The 22284-nt window shown below is 38.4% G+C and carries 14 protein-coding genes; 12 read left to right on the top strand and 2 right to left on the bottom strand.

The genetic code is table 11. From position 1 onward, the window contains the following. Positions 1–128: 128 nt before the first annotated feature. The 3 genes from DOK79_RS03610 to DOK79_RS03600 are packed head-to-tail and all read left to right on the top strand — an operon-like array spanning position 129 to position 7599. Entirely contained in the window at positions 129–1247 is a 1119-nt protein-coding gene (locus DOK79_RS03610; protein WP_206854939.1) for an exonuclease SbcCD subunit D, read from the top strand. A 6-nt stretch (positions 1248–1253) separates the two neighbouring features. Then, positions 1254–4385 (top strand): AAA family ATPase, encoded by a 3132-nt coding sequence (locus tag DOK79_RS03605; protein WP_206854937.1) that lies wholly within the window; start codon positions 1254–1256, stop codon positions 4383–4385. Positions 4386–4404: 19 nt separating this feature from the next. Further along, positions 4405–7599 (top strand): DEAD/DEAH box helicase, encoded by a 3195-nt coding sequence (locus DOK79_RS03600; RefSeq protein WP_206854936.1) that lies wholly within the window; start codon positions 4405–4407, stop codon positions 7597–7599. Positions 7600–7727: 128 nt separating this feature from the next. On the opposite strand, the gene DOK79_RS03595 is transcribed toward DOK79_RS03600, so the two are convergent. Then, positions 7728–8450 carry an HAD family hydrolase gene (locus DOK79_RS03595; protein ID WP_206854934.1) on the bottom strand — a complete coding sequence of 241 codons (723 nt, stop codon included), beginning with the start codon at positions 8448–8450 and terminating at the stop codon, positions 7728–7730. 753 nt (positions 8451–9203) lie between these two features. Between DOK79_RS03595 and spxA the strand changes: the two genes are divergently transcribed. Both spxA and DOK79_RS03585 read left to right on the top strand, forming a co-directional pair. Then, complete coding sequence (spxA, locus tag DOK79_RS03590) at positions 9204–9602, top strand: transcriptional regulator SpxA (protein ID WP_019723016.1); 399 nt, start codon at positions 9204–9206, stop codon at positions 9600–9602. A 162-nt stretch (positions 9603–9764) separates the two neighbouring features. After that, positions 9765–10415: an adaptor protein MecA gene (locus DOK79_RS03585; protein WP_206854932.1), complete on the top strand. Its 651-nt coding sequence runs from the start codon at positions 9765–9767 to the stop codon at positions 10413–10415. A gap of 222 nt (positions 10416–10637) precedes the next feature. Here DOK79_RS03585 and DOK79_RS03580 read toward each other — a convergent pair whose 3' ends face one another. Beyond that, positions 10638–11804 (bottom strand): SAM-dependent methyltransferase, encoded by a 1167-nt coding sequence (locus DOK79_RS03580; protein WP_206854930.1) that lies wholly within the window; start codon positions 11802–11804, stop codon positions 10638–10640. 181 nt (positions 11805–11985) lie between these two features. On the opposite strand from DOK79_RS03580, the gene DOK79_RS03575 reads away from it, so the two are divergent. The 7 genes from DOK79_RS03575 to DOK79_RS03545 all read left to right on the top strand — a co-directional run bounded on the left by DOK79_RS03575 (position 11986) and on the right by DOK79_RS03545 (position 22274). Beyond that, a complete protein-coding gene (locus tag DOK79_RS03575; RefSeq protein ID WP_206854928.1) occupies positions 11986–12981 on the top strand; it encodes a competence protein CoiA in 996 nt (331 codons plus the stop codon). Between the two features lie 125 nt (positions 12982–13106). Further along, on the top strand, positions 13107–14918 hold the full coding sequence (gene pepF, locus DOK79_RS03570; protein WP_206854925.1) for an oligoendopeptidase F: 1812 nt from the start codon (positions 13107–13109) through the stop codon (positions 14916–14918). A gap of 548 nt (positions 14919–15466) precedes the next feature. Further along, complete coding sequence (locus tag DOK79_RS03565) at positions 15467–16498, top strand: zinc-dependent alcohol dehydrogenase family protein (RefSeq protein ID WP_206854922.1); 1032 nt, start codon at positions 15467–15469, stop codon at positions 16496–16498. 341 nt (positions 16499–16839) lie between these two features. Then, positions 16840–18312 (top strand): ribosomal protection-like ABC-F family protein, encoded by a 1473-nt coding sequence (abc-f, locus tag DOK79_RS03560; RefSeq protein ID WP_206854919.1) that lies wholly within the window; start codon positions 16840–16842, stop codon positions 18310–18312. Positions 18313–18563: 251 nt separating this feature from the next. Next, entirely contained in the window at positions 18564–20603 is a 2040-nt protein-coding gene (locus DOK79_RS03555; protein ID WP_206854917.1) for a BglG family transcription antiterminator, read from the top strand. Next, on the top strand, positions 20600–20881 hold the full coding sequence (locus tag DOK79_RS03550; RefSeq protein WP_206854913.1) for a PTS sugar transporter subunit IIB: 282 nt from the start codon (positions 20600–20602) through the stop codon (positions 20879–20881). The genes DOK79_RS03555 and DOK79_RS03550 overlap by 4 nt, the downstream gene beginning before the upstream one ends. Positions 20882–20909: 28 nt before the next feature. After that, positions 20910–22274: a PTS ascorbate transporter subunit IIC gene (locus tag DOK79_RS03545; protein ID WP_206854910.1), complete on the top strand. Its 1365-nt coding sequence runs from the start codon at positions 20910–20912 to the stop codon at positions 22272–22274. Positions 22275–22284: the final 10 nt, after the last annotated feature.

The following is a 22284-nucleotide window of genomic DNA, read 5'->3' as shown; positions in this document are numbered from 1 at the left end:
GACGTCTAAGACACCGCTTCTTTATCGCTTTTTTGTTATAAAATGCTCTTTTTCCAAATGATTCTAGCTGTCATGTCCTTGGGGGAAGTGTTATAATAGTTAGAAGGATATTTTTTTGAGGTGATGAGATGCGTTTTTTACATACAGCAGATTGGCATATAGGAAAGAAATTGCAGGGCTACGATTTACTGAAAGAGCAAGAACATGCATTATCTGAGATTTTAGCGATTGCCAAAAGAGAAAAAGTGGATGCGATCGTCATTGCAGGTGATCTATATGATCGAAGTATTCCAGCTGTAGAAGCAGTAGAGATCTTCAATCGTTTGATGATCGATTGGAACTTGAACGAGAAATTCCCGATTTTTGCCATCTCAGGAAACCATGACAGCAGCGTACGGTTATCTGCTGGAACAGAGTGGTTCAGTCAAACGAAATTTTTTTTACAAACACGTTTTGCTGAAGCTTTTGAACCCATTGAGTATCAAAACACTCAATTTTTCTTATTGCCTTATTTTGAACCAATCTCCGCTAGAAGTTATTTTGAGGATGATACGATCCGGACGATCCAACAAGCGATGGAAAAAGTGATTGAGCGGATGCAAGGTGCGTTTGACCCTGAGAAAAAACAGGTGTTGGTCAGTCACTTTTTTGTAACTGGCAGCAAGAAGTCGGATTCAGAAACAAAAATCGAGGTGGGCGGTTTAGATGCGATTCCAGGTGGATTATTAGCTCCTTTTGATTATGTCGCATTGGGACATTTACACAATCAAGCAGCTTTGCAACAAGACAATGCCAGATATAGTGGTTCGCCACTTAAATTCTCACTTTCAGAGATCAATCAGAAAAAAGGCGTTTGGATCGTTGATCTCACTGACGAATTGGTTTTAGATTTTCAAGAAATCACGCCTTTATATGATATTGCGGAAGTGACTGCCAGTTTTAAAGAATTATTAGACCCCACTTTTTACCATACGATCAACCGCGAAAATTATTTGCAGATTTATTTAAAAGATCGCGCAGTTATTCCCAATATGATGAATCAACTACGAGCGATCTATCCACGAATACTGGGTGTCGAACGTGTGAATGGTCGTCATCGTTCCACGAACAAACGACAGACACTTGAAATCAAACAGCCAAAAAAACTCGCGGAAACGTTCTTCACCGAAATGGTCGACGAGCCGATGACAGAACAACAGATGAGTTGGTTAGAAGAAACGTTGCAAGAACTCACAGAAACGGAATGATCAAGCATGAAACCACAGACGTTACGATTGAAAAATTTTGGCCCTTTTATCAATGAAACGATTGATTTCTCAAAATTGACCCAAGCTTCCTTGTTTTTGATCACAGGAAAAACCGGAGCAGGGAAAACAACGATTTTTGATGGCATGACTTATGCACTTTTTGGGGAAACATCGGGAAGACTGCGTTCAGGTAAAGAGATGCGGTCGTTGTTTGCGACACCAGAAGATGAAACGATCGTCCTTTTTTCGTTTGAACATCAACAGTTACGTTATGAAATCGAGCGTAAGCCAGAACAGCTGTTAGCGAAACGCAAAGGCGAGGGAATGAGAAAACAGGCAGCAAAAGTTAGTTTGACGATTTTTGATGAAAAAGGAAAAGAGATCCGACAACTAACAAAACGCAGCGAAGTGGATCAAGAAATTAAAGAATTATTGAACTTAGATGCGAAACAGTTTGCACAAATCGTTTTATTGCCGCAAGGAGAATTCCGAAATTTCTTGATTTCCTCTAGTAGTGAAAAAGAAACAGTTTTACGGAACTTGTTTGGCACACAATTTTTTCAACGATTCAACGAACAATTGAAAGAAAAGGCCAAGAACAAGCAAAAAGAACTGGATCATTTGGAACAAGAATTAGTCTTATTGCAAAGGCAATTTAGTTCCCATGATGAGCAGCAAGAGGCTGGCTTACACTCTTTTGAAACAGTCATCAATGAGTGGGAAGAGCAACAAGCCCAAATTGCAACAAAGATTGCCACAGAGCAAGAAGTGCTCGAGCAACTGAAAGAAGAACAAAAAATCAGCGAAACAGATTATTACCATGGGAAAAATCAACAATCTGCGTATGAAGAAAAGCAAAAACTGTTAGGAGAACAGCAAGAACTCAATGAACAACAGCTAATGATCGAGGAGAAACAAAGATGGCTGACGCGTTATGAACTTGCTCAAGAATTGCGGATGCCACTTGAACGTAGCGAAGAGTACCAAGGATCACTTGCGGAACAAAATGAGGAAAAGCAACAACTGACGACACGTTTCAATGAAGTGGCAAGTGCTTTACAGAACTGGCAGGAACAGCAAGAGACACGAGAAAATCTCGAACAAAAAATAGCGAAAATGAGCCAAGCGCTCCAAGATAAACAACGATTGATCCCAGTTGCCGATGCTTTTAGAGAAAAACAATCGGCGCTTTCGGAATTAGAAAAAGCGTTTAGTGACTTACAGCAACAGACCCAACAGTTGGCAACAGAGCAATTGATCCTCCAAGAAAAACAACAAGAGAGTCAAACGATCTTGGCTACACAAGGGAAATTACAAGAAGAACAGTTAGCCTATGAACGTTTACGTTTAGAAGAGGAGCGGTACTGTGAACAACAGCAACGTCTCGAACAACTCGAGAAAGAGCTAGGACAAAATCATCAACAATTGGAACAAGCTACAGAGCAATTATTAGCAAGTCAAAAATTATTAGAGCAACAGACACAAGAATTCAAGCAATGTAAAAGTGATTGGGCAAAGTCCCAAATTGCTTATTTACAAACACTGCTAGTGCCCGGTGAACCATGTCCGGTTTGTGGTGCCACAGAGCATCCTTTGACACCGGATCATCATGATTCCGTTGAAGAAAACATCGTTGTGCTTGAAGAAAATATGACGCGAGCAGAAAAAGCGATTGAAAAAACGCACCAAGAAATTGGTCGAAAAGAAGCGGAAATCGAAGAAATGAAGCAACAGCTTGCTCGTTTGAAGCAGCAACAATTGGAAACGAGTCAACAGTTGGAGCAACAAGCCGTTTATTTAAGTACAGAATTAAAAGCAATCTTTCAAATTGATGCAAAAGAGGATATTGCTCGTGCGTTTGCAGAAATCGAAAAAAATCTCAAGGATCGTTTACAGAAAATCAAAGAAGCAGAAGAAGCGCAAGTGACGATTGTGGAAGAGCTTGCAAGCAATCAGGAAAAAAGCGAGCAAGTGAAAGCCCAGCAAACTCGCCATAATGAAAAAATCCAACGAATCCAAGGTGAACTTGCAGGATTGAGGCAACAATTAGGAACAGAGAACATCGATACTTTAGCGAAAGAAGCAGATCAATTAGTTGAACAGGTAGTCGTAAATAAGAAAGACTTGGAAGGTCAGCTCGCACAAGGGGAGAAACTTCAACAAGAATCAGCAATTTTGACAACTAAAATCGACACGTTGACCGAACAAATTGCAAAGACAACTGCTCAATTTGAAAAAGAACAACGCAAAATCACTGGTTTCTTGGAACAACATAGTGATTTTTCTTCACAAGAAGCAGTAGCCGCATTGTTAGAGGACACAGCTACTTACGAACATGCGAAAACAATGATCAAGGAGTATCAAACAAAGCAATTAGTGCTTTCTACTCGTTTGGAACAATTGCAACATGTGACCTTCGATGAAAATCCCCAAGATCTAACTGTTTTGAGTGAACAAATCGAAAAAATCAAACAAGCGATTGAAGAACAGCAACAACTGATTTATCACTTACAACAAGAACATCGGAATAATCAAAGAGTGATGGTAGAATATACGACATCTTATCAAAATAGTCAGGAACAATTAGATGAGTTGGTTGAGTTGCAACAATTATCACAGACGATGAATGGGGAAAATCCTAAAAAAACGAGTATTGAACGCTATGTCTTACAAGTTTACTTACAAGAAGTGTTACAAGTAGCAAATGAACATCTGATGCGATTGACAAAAAGCCGTTACCAGTTTGAGCTAGATGAAGAAGTAGGTAGCTACCGTGGGAAGACTGGTTTAGAGATCAATGTGTACGATGACGAAGCAGGAACGACTCGAGGATCGCATACATTATCTGGCGGAGAAAGTTTCATTGCAGCGTTGTCTTTAGCCTTAGCTTTAGCAGAAGTCATCCAAGCACAGGCCGGTGGTATCACGATCGAAGCTTTGTTTATTGATGAAGGTTTTGGTTCTCTCGATGAAGAAGCGTTAGAAATGGCCATGGAAGCATTAGAAACAGTTGAAAGTGAAGGCAGGATGATTGGGATCATCAGCCATGTACGTGAGTTGAAAGAACGAGTCTTACAACAAATACGAATTGATACAAAAGGTAGTGGACAAAGCGAGATACGCTATCATTTTGGTTAAGAAGGGAGATTGATAACAAATGAAATGGAGTATTCCGGAAAAAGTCATTGCAAGAGGGCGTCAATATTTGCAAGAAGACCGTGTGTTATCGGTTGTCCCAGATCCAGAAGAACATGTGTGGCATGCAGAGGTTTTAGGTAGTGAGCTGTATTTAGTCGATTTAGATGGCACGGCAAAAGAAATCGACTACTGTCAATGCCCTTACTGGGAAGAGCATCATTATTGCAAGCACACTGTTGCAGTAGAGTTGTATTTACGATCAAAACAACTGTCTCGCATCATGCAGAAAGATCAAAAAATGATCGAACCGACGAAGAAAACGAGTGAAGGAGAATTATTGACAAAAGGATTTGCCCGACTAAAAGGGAAAAGTTCTACGAAAGCTTTGCAACCTTTAGTGATCGATTATCATGTCGAGCAGATCGAAACCAATCAATACCATCCAGAACTTTCGATTTTAGCGGTGTATCTACGTATCGGCTTTTTAGAAACGCCGAAGAAAACATATATCGTAAAAAATATTTATGAGTTTCTACAGGCTTATGCAGAAGGGGATACCTATACCGTCAATAAGCAATACCAATTTCGTTTAGAACGCCGCGTCTTCCAACAAGAAGATCAACGACTAATGGATCTACTGGCGGGTATTGCCCAAACCCAAACACTATTAGGGGCAAATGGGGTCTTGGTAAAAGGAAAATTGGACAAACGCTACTTGCTTTTGCCAATCGATCAATCGAAATCTTTGTTAGAGCGAATGAATCAATCCACACGGTTGCAATTACAGCTCAACGATCAAAATTACCATGGCATCCAATTTTCTGAAGAGACTAAACCGCTAAGTTTTCAAGTCAAAAAAATTGACAAGCAGTATCAATTGACTGCTGTGAGTGACTTTGATTTGTTCTTGTCTCACTATCAGTGGGGAATCAGGCAAGGGACCTTTTACCATTTGACGAAACAACAACAGGCAGTCTACTTAACTTGGAAACAGCTGATGAAACGATTTGAAGAGCCAGAAGTTGCCTTTCGAAAAAAAGAACTGTCTTCTTTATTCAAAGAAATTTTACCGCTGCTAAATCAAATAGGGACAGTTGACATCGCAGAAGAAGTGACAGCCGAAATCGCTGATATCCCAGTGGAGTTTGTCTTTGTTTTCAAAAAAATGAAAGGAAAGATCCAAGCAAGAATCGACTTTGTATATGGCGACGTTGTGTTCTCGACGGATGAACGCCATGAAACACACGCTGAGCAAACCACCGAGATATTAAGAGACACAGCGCAAGAACAGCGCGTCCTTGATTTGTTCCGCATGTATCGTTATCGGAAAAATCAGACCGGGTATGAACGTCCATTACCCGAAGGCGAAGCATTGTATTTATTTTTCCGGACAGAACTAGCTGTTTTTCGTCAATTTGGCGAAGTGCGTATAGGTAAAAAATTACGCGAATTATATCTAGATGCGCAAAAACATCAACCACAGATCGAAGTAGAAGAAACAGGCTCCTGGCTAGATATCCGTTTTGATGTGACGGGTATCAATGAGCATGAAATCGACAGTGTCTTGCAGAGCTTGCTACGAAATGATGCGTTTTACACGTTAGAAAGTGGGCAAGTGCTATCGTTTGATTCAGAAGAGTTCCAACAAACGAGCAAAATATTGCAACAGTTTAGAGAAACGATCCGTTCAGAAGATGGCATCATCCAAGTGCCTAAAAATCAAGGATTGCTGATCAAAGAACAATTTTCTGGGAGTAATGCCAGCTTTGGTGACTCTTTTCAACAAATGACCCGTGACTTGATCGATCCTACGAATTACGAAGCCGCTTTGCCGAAAAATTTGCAAGCAGAGCTTAGAGATTATCAAAAACAAGGGTTTCAATGGTTGAAAATGTTAGGGCATTATCAATTTGGTGGTATTTTAGCCGATGAAATGGGTCTAGGGAAAACTTTACAGACAATTGCTTTTCTACTTTCAGAGAAGGAAGAAAAAGGTTCACTGGCTGCTTTGATCGTCGCACCGGCGAGTTTGATCTATAACTGGCAAGCGGAAGTGAAGAAGTTTGCTCCGACCTTGAGTGTCCAAGTGATCAATGGGAATAAGAAAGAACGAGAAGCCTTGTTAGCTGAAAAAGTAGATATTCGTGTGACTTCTTATGCGAGCTTACGCCAAGATCTTGCTGAATATCAAGCATCGACCATCAATTATTTAGTGTTGGATGAAGCGCAGATGGTGAAAAACAGCAGTACAAAGACTGCCCAAGCTTTAAGAGAATTGCATATCCCTCAGCGATTTGCTTTGAGCGGTACACCGATTGAAAATAGTCTTGAAGAGTTATGGTCATTATTTGCTACGATCATGCCAGGCTTCTTTCCGAATCGGACACGATTTAGAGAGTTGACAACAGATGAAATCGCACAAATGATCCGTCCATTTGTTTTAAGAAGAGATAAACAAACCGTTCTCAAAGATTTGCCAGAAAAAACAGAGATGAATCTTTATTCTGCATTAACAGAAGAACAAAAAACAGTGTATCTTGCGTATTTAAGACAAATGCGTGAAGAAGTATCAGCGATGGATTCAGAGTCATTCAAAAAGAATCGGATCGGTATTTTAGCAGGATTGACACGGTTACGTCAAATTTGTTGTGACCCTCGTTTATTTGTCGAAGACTACCAAGGGGGATCAGGTAAGTTAGAACAAGTGAAAGATTTGTTATTAGCGGCAAAAGAAAATAACCGTCGTGTCCTTTTGTTCTCACAATTTACAGGGATGCTGACGATACTGCAAGAGGAATTAGCCGATTTAGGTTTGAGTACATTCTATTTACGAGGAAGTACAAAAGCACAAGACCGTTTAACGATGGTCGATGCTTTTAATGCAGGTGAAAAAGACGTCTTTCTGATTTCACTCAAAGCCGGAGGCACTGGATTGAATCTAACGGGAGCAGATACAGTCATCCTTTATGATCTATGGTGGAATCCAGCAATCGAAGAACAAGCTGCGGGAAGAGCGCATCGTATTGGGCAAAAAAATGTCGTTGAGGTCTGGCGAATGATTGCCGAAGGGACCATTGAGGAACGGATGGATTCTTTACAGCAAGAAAAACGGGAATTATTCCAAAAAGTGATCCAAGGAAATGAAGAACAATTGACGAAGCTGACAGAAGAAGATATCCGTTTGATTCTAAGTATTGGTGAAACGGACGAATAAAAGCCAAAGATAGTTATTGCTCAATTATTAGTATAGATTGTAAATAAACCAAGGGAGTTAGCTTCGCAAACCTGCGAAGCCGACTACCTTGGTTTTATGATTGTTTCAAGGGATGAATCCTTTTTTGATCAGACAAGCTGAGCTTCGCCTAAAGCGACTTTGATAGCTGGTAGCAATTGATCGAACTCATTGATCTCGCTATCACACACTGGACATTCATTGATTGAACGTTTCCGGTGATTGAACCACAAGGTCTGCCAATTGGCACTCTTCGCGCCTAACACGTCGTTTTCGTAATTATCACCGACGTATAGTGTTTCATCTGGTGACATATTGAACGTTTTTTCCGCTAATTGGAAAATCTCTTTCTCTGGTTTTTGAAAGCCAGTTGCTTGTGAAACTAACATGCAATCAGCAGGAATCCAATTTGTTAATTGAAGTTGATTTAATTTTTTGGTTTGGTGGTCCGTTGGGCCGTTCGTGATGATCCCTAATGGAACATTATTTTCTTTAAGATAATCAAGTGTTTTTTTCACTTCAGGGTGAAGGCAGATATTCGCCAACTCCTCTTCGTACACTTCTTGGAAAAAGAGGCATTTGTCATCTGGGATAGGTGAATAACCTAAATCGATCAATGATTGGCTGATCCGGTGTGCACGCATATAATCAAGTGTCCATTCTCCAGCCATGACTTTCGGGAAATTCTCGTCACTATGATGACGGAAACGGATATATAAGTCATGCATATCTTCATCTGTTACTTGTGGTATTACGTTTTTGACTGAATTCTTAAATGGTTGTTGCTGATCATACATTGTATCGTCAACATCAAATACAACTGATTTAATCAAATTATTACACGCCTTTCAATATTCTATCTTTTCACAAATCCTCGCTTATTGTATCAAAAAAAAGGCGGTAAAAACGTTGAAATTTAAAGGTTTTTCTTACTATATTTCTAATTGCTTGACAGAGTAAGGTTTATCGTTTTTAGTTTTTTTAACTAAAAATAATTAATTTTATTATAAAGAAATCAACAAATCCATTTCGTCTTTATCAAATGGATTATAATTATAAAAATAAACAAAACAAAAGATAACTTGTTTTTTTAATACAGAAAAAATAAAATTAGTAAAATATAAAATAACGTTAACGTGTAAGATAACGAGTGATTTTTGACTTTTTGATCGAATGATTATGTACGTACGATTTTGTTGTAGCGTTAAAATAAGCTTTTTTTTTAATTTCAATATTTTCTGAGTTTTTTAAATTGTTTGTTATTAAAATAAATAAAAAACATTTAATGTAGAAAAAACGTTCTCATTTTTTGAGATTTAAAAAAGATTGGTACAGATTTACATGCTGTTATATATATATTTTACATTGTGAAAGTATTTGAAAACTCTAATTTTTTAACTGCGAATAAAGGAGAAACCTTGGTTTAACTGTATATCTATCTTAGATAACTTTCATTTTTTTAAAAAATAATTTTAAAAAAAGCTAGCTATTTAAATGTTGATTAGGTATAATAGGGACAGATAGAGGAATTTCATGATCCTCTGTTACAAAAATGTGGCTATAATCACAAAAAGGAGTGATGCACGTTGTTAACACTATATACTTCCCCAAGTTGTACTTCCTGCAGAAAGGCTCGTGCGTGGTTGCAAGAGCATCAGATTCCATTTGTAGAGCGAAATATTTTTTCAGAACCACTTAATAGCTCTGAGTTAAAAGCGATCTTACAAATGACGGAAGACGGAACAGAAGAAATTATTTCTACACGTTCGAAAGTTTTTCAAAAATTAAACATGGATCTTGATGAGTTACCATTACAAGAACTTTTAGAACTTGTACAAAACAACCCAGGATTGTTACGTAGACCAATCATGATCGACAACAAACGTCTACAAGTTGGTTTTAATGAGGATGAAATTCGTCGTTTCTTACCACGAGATGTTCGTCAGTTAGAATTACGTCAAGCCCAGCTAATGGCTGGCTTATAGAAAACACAGATCAAGCTTAGGAAGATAAGAAGTCTTCCTAAGTTTTTTTTTATTAAAAATAGATTGTGTTTTTTGAGGACTTAATTATTTTTTCTTTACATTTATTCTTATTTCGCTACAATTAATCTATATGGATAGTTGGGAAAAAGTGAGGTGTAGCAAATGGAAATGGAACATATCAATGAGAATACGATTCGTGTGATGATCGGTCATGAGGACCTAGAAGAACGAGGTGTCTCATTTTTAGATTTATTAGGTAACCACAGAGAAATAGAAAACTTTTTTTATAGTATCTTAGAAGAAGTGGATATTGAAGAGGAGTTCCAAAGTAGCGAAGCTGTCACTTTCCAAGTTTTGCCAAAAGGAGATGGCCTAGAACTGTTTATCAGTAAGAACATGCCAGACGAAGAGCTGGGCCAAAACAATGAATCGACATTGAATAGCGCAGATGTTAGTGAGTTTCTTCAAGGGCAAATGCTTGCGAATGAAGAGGAAAGCGACTTAACAGAATCTACTACTGCAAGTGAGCAACGAGCAATCTTTGTGTTCAGTGACTTTGAACAAGTGATCCAGCTTGCGAATGACGTTCAGTTAGAATCAGCTTGGACAGATCTATACCAATTAGATGGACGCTATTATTTAGTCGTTCACTTCTGGATGGAGAATCTAAACCAAACGGACGTTGAAAATCAATTTGCACGTATTTTAGAATTCGCCGAAAAAAGTACACGAACCGCTGAAGCATTGAATGAATATGGGCAACAATTGATGGAACGAAATGCTTTGGAACGTGTGAAATTTTATTTTGAATAAAGCAAAGATAAGTTACCATAGCGACAGTTGGAACTGCTAGGTAGGCTTTATCGTGGAGACTGAGACAAAAAACATATAGAGTCTCTGCTTGACCAAATAATTCGTTATCAATAATGAATGAAGCGTTTAATCGAAAAAGATCCGGAAGAAAAGTGAAACAACTTTTCTTCCGGATTTTCTATGTTATAAACGAGATCAAAGTAAATAGACACGTACCATTAACTATATACGACGCATGGGAATCTCGTTATTAGCAGGTTTTACGATTAAATATTGCACTACATCAATATTACTTGATTGAAACCCGGCTGCACTGGCTTGTAGATATAGATCCCACATCCGATAGAAAGTTTCTCCCTTCATAGAAATCACTTCTTTTTTGACTGCATGGAAGTTACTTATCCAATGTTCTAATGTCAGTTGATAATCTCTTCTCAAGCTTTCGAGATCAATAACATGAAGATTATTTGTAGTGATTGTATCAACCAATTCTACGACCCCAGGAACATATCCCCCCGGGAAGATGTATTTGTTCAACCAAGCATTCGTTGCTCCGCCTTGTTGCCTGCTGATGCCATGGATAAGTGCTGTTCCCTTTTCTGCTAGTAATTGATCAATACTCATAAAGTATTCATTCAACCCGTCTTGACCAACATGTTCAATCATTCCGACACTTGTTATATGATCAAATTTTTTCCCTTTTAGTTCACGATAATCTGCTAAAATCACTTCACATTTATCTTCTAATTTTTCTTCTTTTATCCTTTGTTTAATATAGTGATATTGTTCGCTACTCAATGTAACCCCAGTTGATTTCACATGGTATTCCTTCGCTGCTTTAAGAATCAATGTTCCCCAACCACATCCTATATCAAGTAAGGTATCCCCTTTTTTTATAAATAATTTATCTAAGATACGTCCAATTTTATTTAATTGAGCAGTTTCTAGTGAGTCTTCAGGATTTTTGAAGTATGCACATGAATAAGTCAATGTGGGATCTAGCCATAAGCGATAAAAATCATTTCCTAAATCATAGTGATGTTCAACATCCTTTTTATTCTGTGTTTTGGTGTGTCTAGCTAATTTAGGTAGGAATTTCATATATTTACGTGATCGCAAGAAGCTATTTTGTTGAAGATAAGCATCAGCAATAATTTTTTGGATGTTCCCATTTATTTCAATTTTCTTATTCATGTATGCTTCTCCAAAAGTAATCGATGCATTGTTGATCACTTCTTTGATAGCTATTTCTTCATTAAAAGTAATTGATGCTGCTAAATCTGTCGTTGGTGATCCGTATCTCTCATTACTGCCATCCCAATAGGTTACTTCTATAGGGATTGAAAAAGATTCCGAAAATAATTTTCTATATATTTGTTTATCTAACATATGTTTTGCTCCCTCGCTCTATTAATAGATACAACTAAATTTATTTAGATGACTACTTTTATAGTTTAGAGGGTAGAGTGGCTCTAATGTCAATTTTTTTTGCACCATTTCTAAAATTGCTTACTAGTATGAGTATGATTTTAATGGCTTGCGTATTTACCCAGTGAAAGGGAGTGAGTAGATGCTGCTTGCAAAAGACAAAGAAGGTTCTGTTTTTTTAGCAACTGAGGCGAGAAAAGAGCGCAAGTACTATTGTCCAAGTTGTGGGAATCAAGTCTTTTTAAAAAGAGGAAAGAAAAGAATCGCCCATTTTTCTCATCATGATCCAACGAACTGCCAAGTGTTCAGTGAGGCAGAATCTGAAGAACATCTTTATCTGAAAAAACAATGTTTTGGCTGGTTAAAAAAAAGCTATCCAAGAGTAGAGATGGAAGGTTATTTATCACCATTGGCACAACGAGCTGACATTATAGCTGGACATCATGTGTTTGAGATTCAATGTTCGCAACTATCCTATACTCGAATGATTGAACGGACAACCAACTATCAAGCAAATGGTTATATTGTCTGGTGGCTGTTAGGAATGAAGTTTTTCAAAAAGAAAGATCGGTTGATTCCAGAAAAAAAGTTCTGTTACTACGACCATTTACGAGGTCTTCATTTTTGGCAAATCGATTGGTCCACACAGATGATTTACTTATATAGTCAGATCATTACAGATTTATCGGGAAAGATCAGATTTGAACGGTTTTCTTGGGCCTTTTTTGAGAAGGATCTATTAACGGTGTTAGAACGAGGAAGTGAATCTTTGCGAAAAGCAACAAACGCTCATTCAGTGAAAACAAAAGACTGGTTAGCAAAACAAATTCTTCGCAAAAACAAAAGAGTATTAGCAGTGCAAGAACAATGTTACCTAAGAAAGAAGCACTTGCTTTATCTTGAATCATGGATCTACGAAGAAAGTGATTTCTTTTTCTTTTTTACTGAACAAGTCTTCTTTTATCGGCTGTTGTTTTCACAGGTTATAAGTAAAAAGACTGATTTAACAACAAGTTATTTCAATACATGGTATCAAAAAATCAAGGAGTATAAAAGCGAGTGGTTATTTCCTTTGATCGAGGAGGAAAACATTTATCGTTTATTTTATGAGGAATGTAAACGATTGGTAGAAAAATAGGAGAAGAATTCTCTATACAAAACATTAAGGAGTTATGATAAACTCAAGAGAGTAAATAAAAAAGTAACTGATATTTTCTAGGAAAATAAGTCTGGTTACAAAGATGATCAAAAGGAGTGGAACAGATGAGCGAAACAACAAAGTTACCAAAAAGAGAAGATTTGCCTGAGAAATTGACGTGGGATCTAACACCGATCTTCTCAAGTGATCAAGAATTTGATAAAAAATACCAAGAATTGACTGAAGAATTAAAAAATTCTGAGCATTACAAAGGTACATTGGGTAATGGCGCAACAGCATTTTTGGATGCGCTTGAATTTGTCTTAGCGATGTATCGTAAAGTTGAGCTTATTTATGTCTATTCCCATTTGAAAAATGACCAAGATACGACAAACACAACGTATCAAGCACTATACGCACGCGCAGGAAGCTTACTTTCAAAAGTCAGTGAAGCGATTGCTTGGTATGAGCCAGAAGTACTACAACTTTCTGACGAGCAAATTTGGCGCTATTTTGAAGAAGAGCCAAAATTAGAGGTTTATCGTCATTACGTCAAACAAATGGTCGATAACCGCAAACACGTCTTATCAGCGGACCAAGAAGCGTTACTTGCTGGAGCTGGAGAAATTTTTGGCGCCTCAAGTAGTACGTTTGCAGTATTAAATAATGCTGACTTAGAGTTCCCAACGATCACTGGTGAAAATGGTGAAAAAATCCAGCTGTCACATGGTGTATATGGTCAACTATTAGAGAGTACCGATCGTGAAGTACGTGAAGCGGCATTTAAAGGTCTATACAGCGTATATGAGCAATTTAGAAATACCTTTGCTTCTACGCTTGGCACACATATCAAAGGGCATAATTTCAAAGCAAAAGCACGTAACTACACTTCTGCAAGAGAAGCATCATTGAGTAATAACCATATCCCTGAAAGTGTGTATGACACATTGGTGACTGTTGTAAACAAACATTTGCCACTATTGCATCGTTATATGGAATTACGTAAACGTTTATTGGACGTAGATACATTACACATGTACGATCTATATACCCCAGTATTAGGTGAAGCGCCAATCAAATTCACGTATGAAGAAGCAGTGGAAAAAGCGATTGAATCACTTGCACCAATGGGCGAAGAATATCTTGCGGTTGTCAAAGAAGCTTTTTCAAGCCGTTGGATCGATGTGGTTGAAAATAAAGGAAAACGCAGTGGCGCTTATTCTTCTGGCAGCTATGATACAAATCCATACATCTTGATGAACTGGCATGACACGTTGGATCAATTATTCACGTTGGTCCATGAGATGGGACATAGTGTTCACAGCTATTTCACACGTTCGAATCAACCTTTCGTCTACGGTGATTACTCAATCTTTTTAGCAGAGATTGCCTCAACTACAAATGAAAATATTTTGACTGAACATTTATTAGCGACCGAAGAAGATCCTCGTGTCCGCGCCTATGTGTTGAATCATTATTTAGATGGCTTCAAAGGCACGATTTTCCGTCAAACACAATTTGCTGAGTTTGAACATTTCATGCATCAAGAAGATGCAAAAGGAACACCTTTGACTAGTGAATATCTAAGTGAAAGCTATGGCGAATTAAATGCCAAATATTATGGTCCAGCTGTTGAGAAAGATCCGGAGATCAAATATGAGTGGGCACGTATCCCTCATTTTTACTATAATTATTATGTCTATCAATACTCAACTGGTTTCTCTGCGGCATCTGCTTTAGCGAAAAAAATCTGGGATAAAGAACCAGGTGCGTTAGATGCTTACCTAACTTATCTAAAATCAGGAAATAGCGATTATCCAGTAGAAGTAATGAAAAAAGCGGGTGTCGATATGACAGAAGCTGCTTACATTGAAGATGCGATGGCTATGTTTGAACAACGATTGAATGAATTAGAAGCATTAGTGGAAAAGCTATAAAAAGCTTGAGCTGAGGGATTTTGTTGATTTGATCATTAATCATTCTTTTTAATCTTAGCAAAAAACGGAAAAGTATGGAGTGAGGAACTCGCAGGCTTTTCCGTTTTTGCATCATTAAAAATAACATGAAAATCTAAAAATTAAGGTTTGGATTTTCAGTTTGTAGTATACTGACAAAGATAGTATAGTTTATGCGGTGGCTAGCCTTTAAGAAAGAGGTGATGCCTATGTTGATCTATGGCTTTCTCCTGGAAAGGAATAAGCATGTCTGTGTTTGAGGCATTGATGTTTGCATTATCATTTGCAACATTGGTTCTGATAATCAGCGACAAGATAACCAAACTAGCCACCAGTCAAACGGTGTTATCTGAAGAGAGAGTTGTTGGCGCAACGCTCTTTTTCAAGGCCATAATACCATAGCGAATACATAAAAGCGAAGACATTTTCTCCCGTCTGGTTGGTAATAAGAGGATTATAATTGTTTTCATTTGACTTGGAGTTGACTCAAGGGGCTATACTAGAAGCAATCAATCGAAGGAGTGGAAGCTATGAAAGCAACAGTATTTTTAGAGCCAGGGAAAATGGCCATTAAAGAAATTCCAAAGCCAGAGTTGCAACGAGAAAACGAAGCCATCATTCGTGTGGTACGAGCGAGTGTCTGTGGTTCTGATCTATGGTGGTATCGGGGAATCTCTAAAAAAGAAGCAGGTTCTTCAGCAGGTCATGAAGCGATCGGTGTTGTGGAAGAGGTAGCGAAAGATGTAACAAATGTTCAGCCAGGAGATTTTGTCATTGTGCCATTTACTCATGGCTGTGGGGAATGCGAGGCTTGTTTAGCTGGGTTTGATGGCGACTGTTTATCAGATACTTCGGGTTCAACAGGTTATCAGGCAGAATATATTCGTTATCGTAATGCGAACTGGGGATTGGTGAAGATCCCAGGAAAACCAGAAGATTATTCTGAAGACATGTTAAATTCGTTTGTTACGTTGGCGGATGTCATGGCGACTGGCTATCATGCAGCAGTGAGTGCTGAGGTGAAAGAAGGGGATACGGTCGTTGTGATCGGCGATGGTGCTGTAGGTTTATGTGGCGTGATTGGCGCAAAATTGTTAGGCGCATCAAGAATCATTGCGATGAGTCGACACGAAGACCGCCAAAAGCTAGCTTTGACATTTGGGGCAACAGATATCATTGCGGCTCGCGGGGAAGAAGCAATCGCTGAAGTCATGAAAATGACAGGGGCTGGCGCAGATGCAGTGTTAGAATGCGTTGGCACGCAACAAGCGGTTGAAACGGCAGTAAAAGTCGGACGCCCTGGTGCGGTAGTTGGACGTGTAGGTGTTCCTCATGTAGATGAATTGGATACGAATGCTTTGTTCTATCGAAATATTGGCTTACGTGGAGGGATCGCTGCGGTAACGACCCACGACCGAGCTTCACTATTAGAAGCAGTCTTATCAAATGAAATCGAACCAGGAAAAGTCTTTACGCAACAATTCGAGTTAGATCAAATCCAAGCTGCTTATGAAGCGATGGATGAACGAAAAGCGATCAAATCCTTGTTGGTCATCTCGTAATCCTTAAATTTGAACAATTGAGGAGTTAAGGATCTTGTTGCTTAACACACTTCATCAGCCCTGAAATCGTTTGTCAAACGGTTTCAATCATGATAAACTGAAAGTATATTAGAGAAAAGGAGCGATGTGACATGTGGTTGTTTTATTTGGATCAAGTATTTTTAAACAATTAATTGAATCGTTTAAAAACAACTTGTAAATGACAATTCACGGGAACCTTGCTGTTTTTCTATGCTTATTTTAGTATGGACAAATTTCTTGAAGAAGTAGTCTTTCACAGGCTGCTTCTTTTTTGTGTTTCCGTCAGAAAGCTGTTCATTTGCACAAAAGGAGTGCAAACAATGGAAGCATTAGCAGTAAAATTAAAAGATATTGAGATTAGTTATGATGGAAAAGAAATTTTAGCAATCAAAAAACAAGCAATTTATGAAAATGCGCGGATCGGTATCGTTGGGGATAATGGCAGTGGCAAATCCACGTTACTTAAACTGTTAGCTGGAGAAATCGATGCTGAAAAAGGAAGAGTGGATCGAAGGGTGGATTTCCACTATTTTGCGCAGATTGAAGCGTTGGAGCAAAATCCAATCGCAGAAATCGATTTTGAATTGCTTAGTCGTTTCCAAGTGCCCGATCAAACTGCTCATTTTAGTGGCGGAGAAGAAACAAAATATCGTTTGGCACAAGTATTATCTACGTATACACCAGGTATTTTACTAGATGAACCGACAACTCATTTAGATCAACGAAGTGTGCAAATGCTGATTGAGGAACTCCGTTATTATTATGGAACCTTAATCTTCGTGAGCCATGACCGCTTATTTTTAAATGAGTTGGCTGACAAAATATGGGAAGTATCGGAGCAGACGATAAAAGAATATCAAGGCAACTATGATGATTATCTCAAGCAAAAAGAGCAAGAAGCAATTGCGCAAGAAAACGCGCATGACGACTATTTAAGAGAACGAAAAAAGTTAGAAAACAGCATCATCAAAAAAGAGCAGCAAGCGAAAAAATTAGCGCAATCGGCTAATCAAAAAAGCAGGAGTAATAAAAATAGTCGTAAACCTGATCGTTTGTCAGGGACCAAGCAAAAAGAGAGCAGCCAAAAAAGTGTAATGAGAGCGGCTAAATCAATCGAGAAACGTTTAGAAAAATTAACGGAAGTAGCAAGCGTACAGAAAGACCGTCCGATTGATTTTCCACAATCTAAAACGACCGTCCTACACAATAAATTTCCGGTGGCAGGAGAATCCGTGACCCTCCGGTACGAAGAAAAAATCTTACTTGATCAAGTTGATTTTGCTTTTGACCGAGGGAAAAAAATTGCCATTATTGGATCAAATGGGAGTGGGAAATCTAGTTTATTGCGTCATATCTTGCAACAAAAAAATGGGGTCAAAGTAAGTCCTAAAGTAATCTTTGCTGTCTATGAACAAATGGATTATCACCTTGTTGAGGATGTGAGCGTTTTGCAGTATTTGCTACGTCAAACGGAATATCCAGAAAGCTTGATCCGCAGTATGCTTCATCATTTGGCTTTTTCATCAGAGACGATCCATCGATCTGTTTGTGCGCTAAGTGGAGGAGAAGCAACACGATTATCCTTGGCTGTACTATTTGCAAAGCCCTCGAATGTTTTGATTTTAGATGAGCCAACTAATTTTATCGACTTACGGACAATGAATGCCTTAGCGTATTTTTTAAAACAATATCACGGAACTGTTTTGTTTACTTCACATGATCCGTATTTTGTTCAACAAGTGGCAGATCAAATTTATGAAATCAACGACCAGAAATTGATTCGACGAGATTGAATGAGTCATGCTAGAGAGGTCTAGATAATAGAAGCAGTGGAATCCAAATTAGGAAAAAACTACTTTGGATTCTACTGCTTATTTCAAAGAAAATATTTTTGAGAAATTTCATTTTTGTTTTTATTTTTAACGTAATCACGCATGATTGATTCTGTTCGGTCCATCGAAATAGAAAGTCAGGAATCAAACTGCGCTGAAATGTGATAGCGTTTCCAACAGAGAGGTACTATAGTTGAAATGGGGGGACGGGAATGATCAATTACCGCTTGAGTTATCTGTTTGAAGAAACAAATCTACAGAAATTGATAGATCTAACGAAGTTGGAGGAAGAAACACTAAAAAAGGAATTAACAAGGATCAATGTTTTTTCTGAAAAAACGTTTGGGCAAAAAATAAGAGTCAATGGTGACGAATTGCTGATTCCAGAAGGGATTAGACGACGATGGTCAGAAGTGCTTTTCGAAGTACCGAAGCAAGAGCTGTACTTTTCAGAAGAAGAAAGGCAAGCCATGATTTATCTTCTTGCATTCTCGATGGTTGAGGACCTATCCGTATATTATTTTCAAGAATTCTTTAATGTAAGTAAGAATACGGTTTTGAAAGATGTCAAGAATTTAAGAGTCAAACTTCAAGAGGAGCATATCCGTTTGCTTTATTCGAGAAAAAAAGGCTTCTACTTAGACGGTGATGAATTTGCACTGCGACGTGTCGCTTCTTCTTCTGTTGAGCTACTAACAGATACTAAGACGGGTCACTGGTTACTTTTTGAGGGAATCTATGGTAGTTCAAGAACGAACTATGTTGTAGTGAGAGATCGACTGATTCGCATTTTAGAGGAATTCGATTTAGTTATCGTTCCTAGTCGATTTGAGGAAATGTTGTATCTGATTAGTTTCTTATTGTCACGTATCACCAAAAAAGAAGTTTTTCTAACTGAAAAAGACAAGCAAATGTTGACTTCTTTGACTGTCTATCAAGCCAGCAAGAAATTTTTAACAGACTTTGGACAGATCAAAAACCAAGCAGAAGAAGAATGTTACATGACTGTGCTATTAAAGACCGTGATCCAAGGGGATATCGAAGACCATTCTGTGGAGTTTCTATTGGAATGTGCAAGAGAGATCATCCACGAGATGGAACGTTTATCAGCGGTACGGTTTGTCGATTATCGGAAATTGTTGATGAATTTCTTTTATCATCTTGTCCCAGCATATTTTCGTATCCGCTATCGATTCACATTGAATAATGTGTTGATCGATGAAATCAAAAATCAATATCATGAATTATTCGAATTGACTCGTTTAGCCCTTTATCCGCTCAAACAATTAGTTGGTGAGATCCCTGACGCAGAAATCGGCTATTTTACGATTCTGTTTGGAGGAGAGATCAGAAAACAAAAAGAGCGACACCATTATCAGCGATTAAAGGCGATGATCGTTTGTCCAAGTGGCATCAGTTCTGGTTTGATCATGGAATCAGAATTACAAGAGTTGTTTCCACAAATCGAGTTTTTGCCGGCACGATCGACAGAAGAATATCAGATGCTTCGTTTTTCAGAAGATATTGATATGGTCTTTTCCAGTGTCCCATTGAAAACGCCGGTGACAAGTTATGTCGTGAAACCCATCATGACACCTTTAGAGAAAAATGAGTTAGTAAAAAAAGTCCAACAAGCATTTTATGCTTCAGGAAGAGGCGTTCATTCAATCGAAGAGATTTTGGAAGTGATTTTTCCTTATATCGAATTGAGAGAAGGAATGACAAAGACGAAACTACGACAGATCGTCGAAAGAAAAATTAATAAAGAATTAAACAGAAGGGAAGATCAACGGCCGATGTTATCTGAATTATTAACAAAAGAAACGATCCAATTTACGAACGAACAACTGACATGGCAAGAAGCTATCACTGAAGCAGCACAGCCTTTGTTAGCGACCAATAAAATTGAAGAAAAGTATGTGGGAGCAATGATCGAAAAGGTCAATGAACATGGGCCTTTTATCCATATTGGGCAAGGGATTGCTTTACCTCATGCACGACCGGAAGAGGGGGTCAAAGAAATCGGCATGTCCTTATTGAAGGTAGCCGATCCAGTCTTGTTGAACGATGATGAAAAACATCCGATCCAGTTATTTATCTGCCTAGCCGCAGTGGACAACGAGATGCACTTGAAAGCTTTAGCTAGCTTGACGAAAATTTTGTCGAATAAAGAACGTTTAGCGTTATTACTCGAAGCAAAAGATGTAGAAGAAATAATCAATGTGATCAAAGAAGGGGAAGATGAAAAATGAAATTTGCAGCAGTATGTGGGTCAGGATTAGGATCAAGTTTTATGGTGGAGATGAATATCAATTCAGTATTAAGTGATCTAGGCGTGAATGGCGTGGAAGTCGCTCATTACGATTTAGGAAGTGCAGCACCAGAATTGGCGGATGTCTTTTTTGTAGGGAGAGACCTAGCAGATAGTGCCCAGCATTTAGGCGAAATCGTCGTGTTAGAGAGTATCATCGATCTAGATGAATTGAAAGAAAAAGTAGCTGAGACATGTAGACAAAAGGGATTACTATAAACAATTTTTTTGGGGGGAGGAAAAATAAATGAGTAGTATTTTAGATGTGTTAATCGATATTGCAAGTACACCAGCGATCTTAGTTGCATTGATCGCGGTACTAGGGAATATGTTGCAGAAAAAAGACGTTGCAACGATTGTTAAAGGTGGAATCAAAACATTTGTAGGTTTTCTTGTTGTCACTGCTGGTGCGGGGGTCATCGAAAGTTCTTTGGCGCCATTTGGAGAGATGTTTCAAGTAGCGTTCAACATGCAAGGGGTTGTTCCTAATAATGAAGCCATCGTTGCTTTAGCGCTAACGACTTATGGAACGTTAACTGCTCTTATTATGTTAGCGGGTATGGCATTCAACATCTTGATCGCTAGAATCACTCGTTACAAATATATCTATTTGACAGGACATGCCACACTATATATGGCATGTATGATCGCAGTTATTTTAAATGTTACAGGGATGAGCACTTTTAGTCTTGTTTTATTTGGTGGATTAGCACTAGGGATTTGTAATACGATTTTCCCAGCAATTGCCCAGCCTTTCACTCGTCAAATCACCAAAAATGACTCTGTTGCTTTAGGACATACAGGGAATTTCGGTTATGCGTTGAGTGGGTTGATCGGTAAATATGTGGGAAATAAAGAAAAATCAACCGAAGACATCAACTTTCCTAAAGGTTTAGCTTTCTTACGTGATTCAACAGTAAGTATCACGATTACGATGGCGATCGTTTATGTGATCGTTGCGTTGTTTGCTGGAAGTGACTATATCACTAGCACATTGAGCGATGGCACGAATTATATTATTTATGCCTTACAACAAGCTGGTTCATTTGCCGCAGGTGTTTTTGTCATTTTAGCCGGTGTCCGTTTGATCTTAGCAGAAATCGTGCCTGCATTTAAAGGAATCTCTGAAAAATTAGTGCCAAATTCAATTCCAGCATTGGATTGCCCAATCGTATTTCCATATGCACCGAATGCTGTCTTGATTGGCTTTTTAACAAGCTTTGTTGGTGGCTTGGTAAGTTTGGTGATCATGGTCTTCACAGGAACAACAGTGATCATTCCTGGCGTAGTGCCACATTTCTTCTGCGGAGCGACAGCAGGCGTTTATGGAAATGCGACTGGCGGTGTACGTGGAGCGGTCATCGGTTCATTTATCCACGGGATCATCATTAGTTTCATGCCAATCTTGTTGATGCCAGTTATGGGCGATCTTGGTTTCCAAGGATCGACTTTCTCAGATACAGATTACGGTGTTGCAGGGATCTTTTTAGGAAACTTAGCAAATATGGGCGGACAAATTGCAGTTATTTCTGGTGTGGTCGCTGTACTTGCTGTCTTGATCGGTTTGACGCTTTTAAAGAAAAGTAAAAAAACAGATACAGTAGCAGAGTAAGGAGGAATTA

The organism is Enterococcus sp. DIV1094 (assembly GCF_017316305.2).
GTDB classification, from domain to species: domain Bacteria; phylum Bacillota; class Bacilli; order Lactobacillales; family Enterococcaceae; genus Enterococcus_B; species Enterococcus_B mangumiae.
Note: the sequence above shows the minus strand (reverse complement) of the source record. Positions and strands in the feature narration are given on the sequence as shown.

Excerpts from the sequence above, each read along its gene's own strand:
- DOK79_RS03610 (WP_206854939.1), top strand. The coding sequence starts at position 129 with ATGCGTTTTTTACATACAGCAGATTGGCATATAGGAAAGAAATTGCAG.
- DOK79_RS03605 (WP_206854937.1), top strand. The coding sequence starts at position 1,254 with ATGAAACCACAGACGTTACGATTGAAAAATTTTGGCCCTTTTATCAAT.
- DOK79_RS03600 (WP_206854936.1), top strand. The coding sequence starts at position 4,405 with ATGAAATGGAGTATTCCGGAAAAAGTCATTGCAAGAGGGCGTCAATAT.
- DOK79_RS03585 (WP_206854932.1), top strand. The coding sequence starts at position 9,765 with ATGGAAATGGAACATATCAATGAGAATACGATTCGTGTGATGATCGGT.
- DOK79_RS03580 (WP_206854930.1), bottom strand. The coding sequence starts at position 11,804 with ATGTTAGATAAACAAATATATAGAAAATTATTTTCGGAATCTTTTTCA.
- DOK79_RS03575 (WP_206854928.1), top strand. The coding sequence starts at position 11,986 with ATGCTGCTTGCAAAAGACAAAGAAGGTTCTGTTTTTTTAGCAACTGAG.
- pepF (WP_206854925.1), top strand. The coding sequence starts at position 13,107 with ATGAGCGAAACAACAAAGTTACCAAAAAGAGAAGATTTGCCTGAGAAA.
- DOK79_RS03565 (WP_206854922.1), top strand. The coding sequence starts at position 15,467 with ATGAAAGCAACAGTATTTTTAGAGCCAGGGAAAATGGCCATTAAAGAA.
- abc-f (WP_206854919.1), top strand. The coding sequence starts at position 16,840 with ATGGAAGCATTAGCAGTAAAATTAAAAGATATTGAGATTAGTTATGAT.
- DOK79_RS03555 (WP_206854917.1), top strand. The coding sequence starts at position 18,564 with ATGATCAATTACCGCTTGAGTTATCTGTTTGAAGAAACAAATCTACAG.
- DOK79_RS03550 (WP_206854913.1), top strand. The coding sequence starts at position 20,600 with ATGAAATTTGCAGCAGTATGTGGGTCAGGATTAGGATCAAGTTTTATG.
- DOK79_RS03545 (WP_206854910.1), top strand. The coding sequence starts at position 20,910 with ATGAGTAGTATTTTAGATGTGTTAATCGATATTGCAAGTACACCAGCG.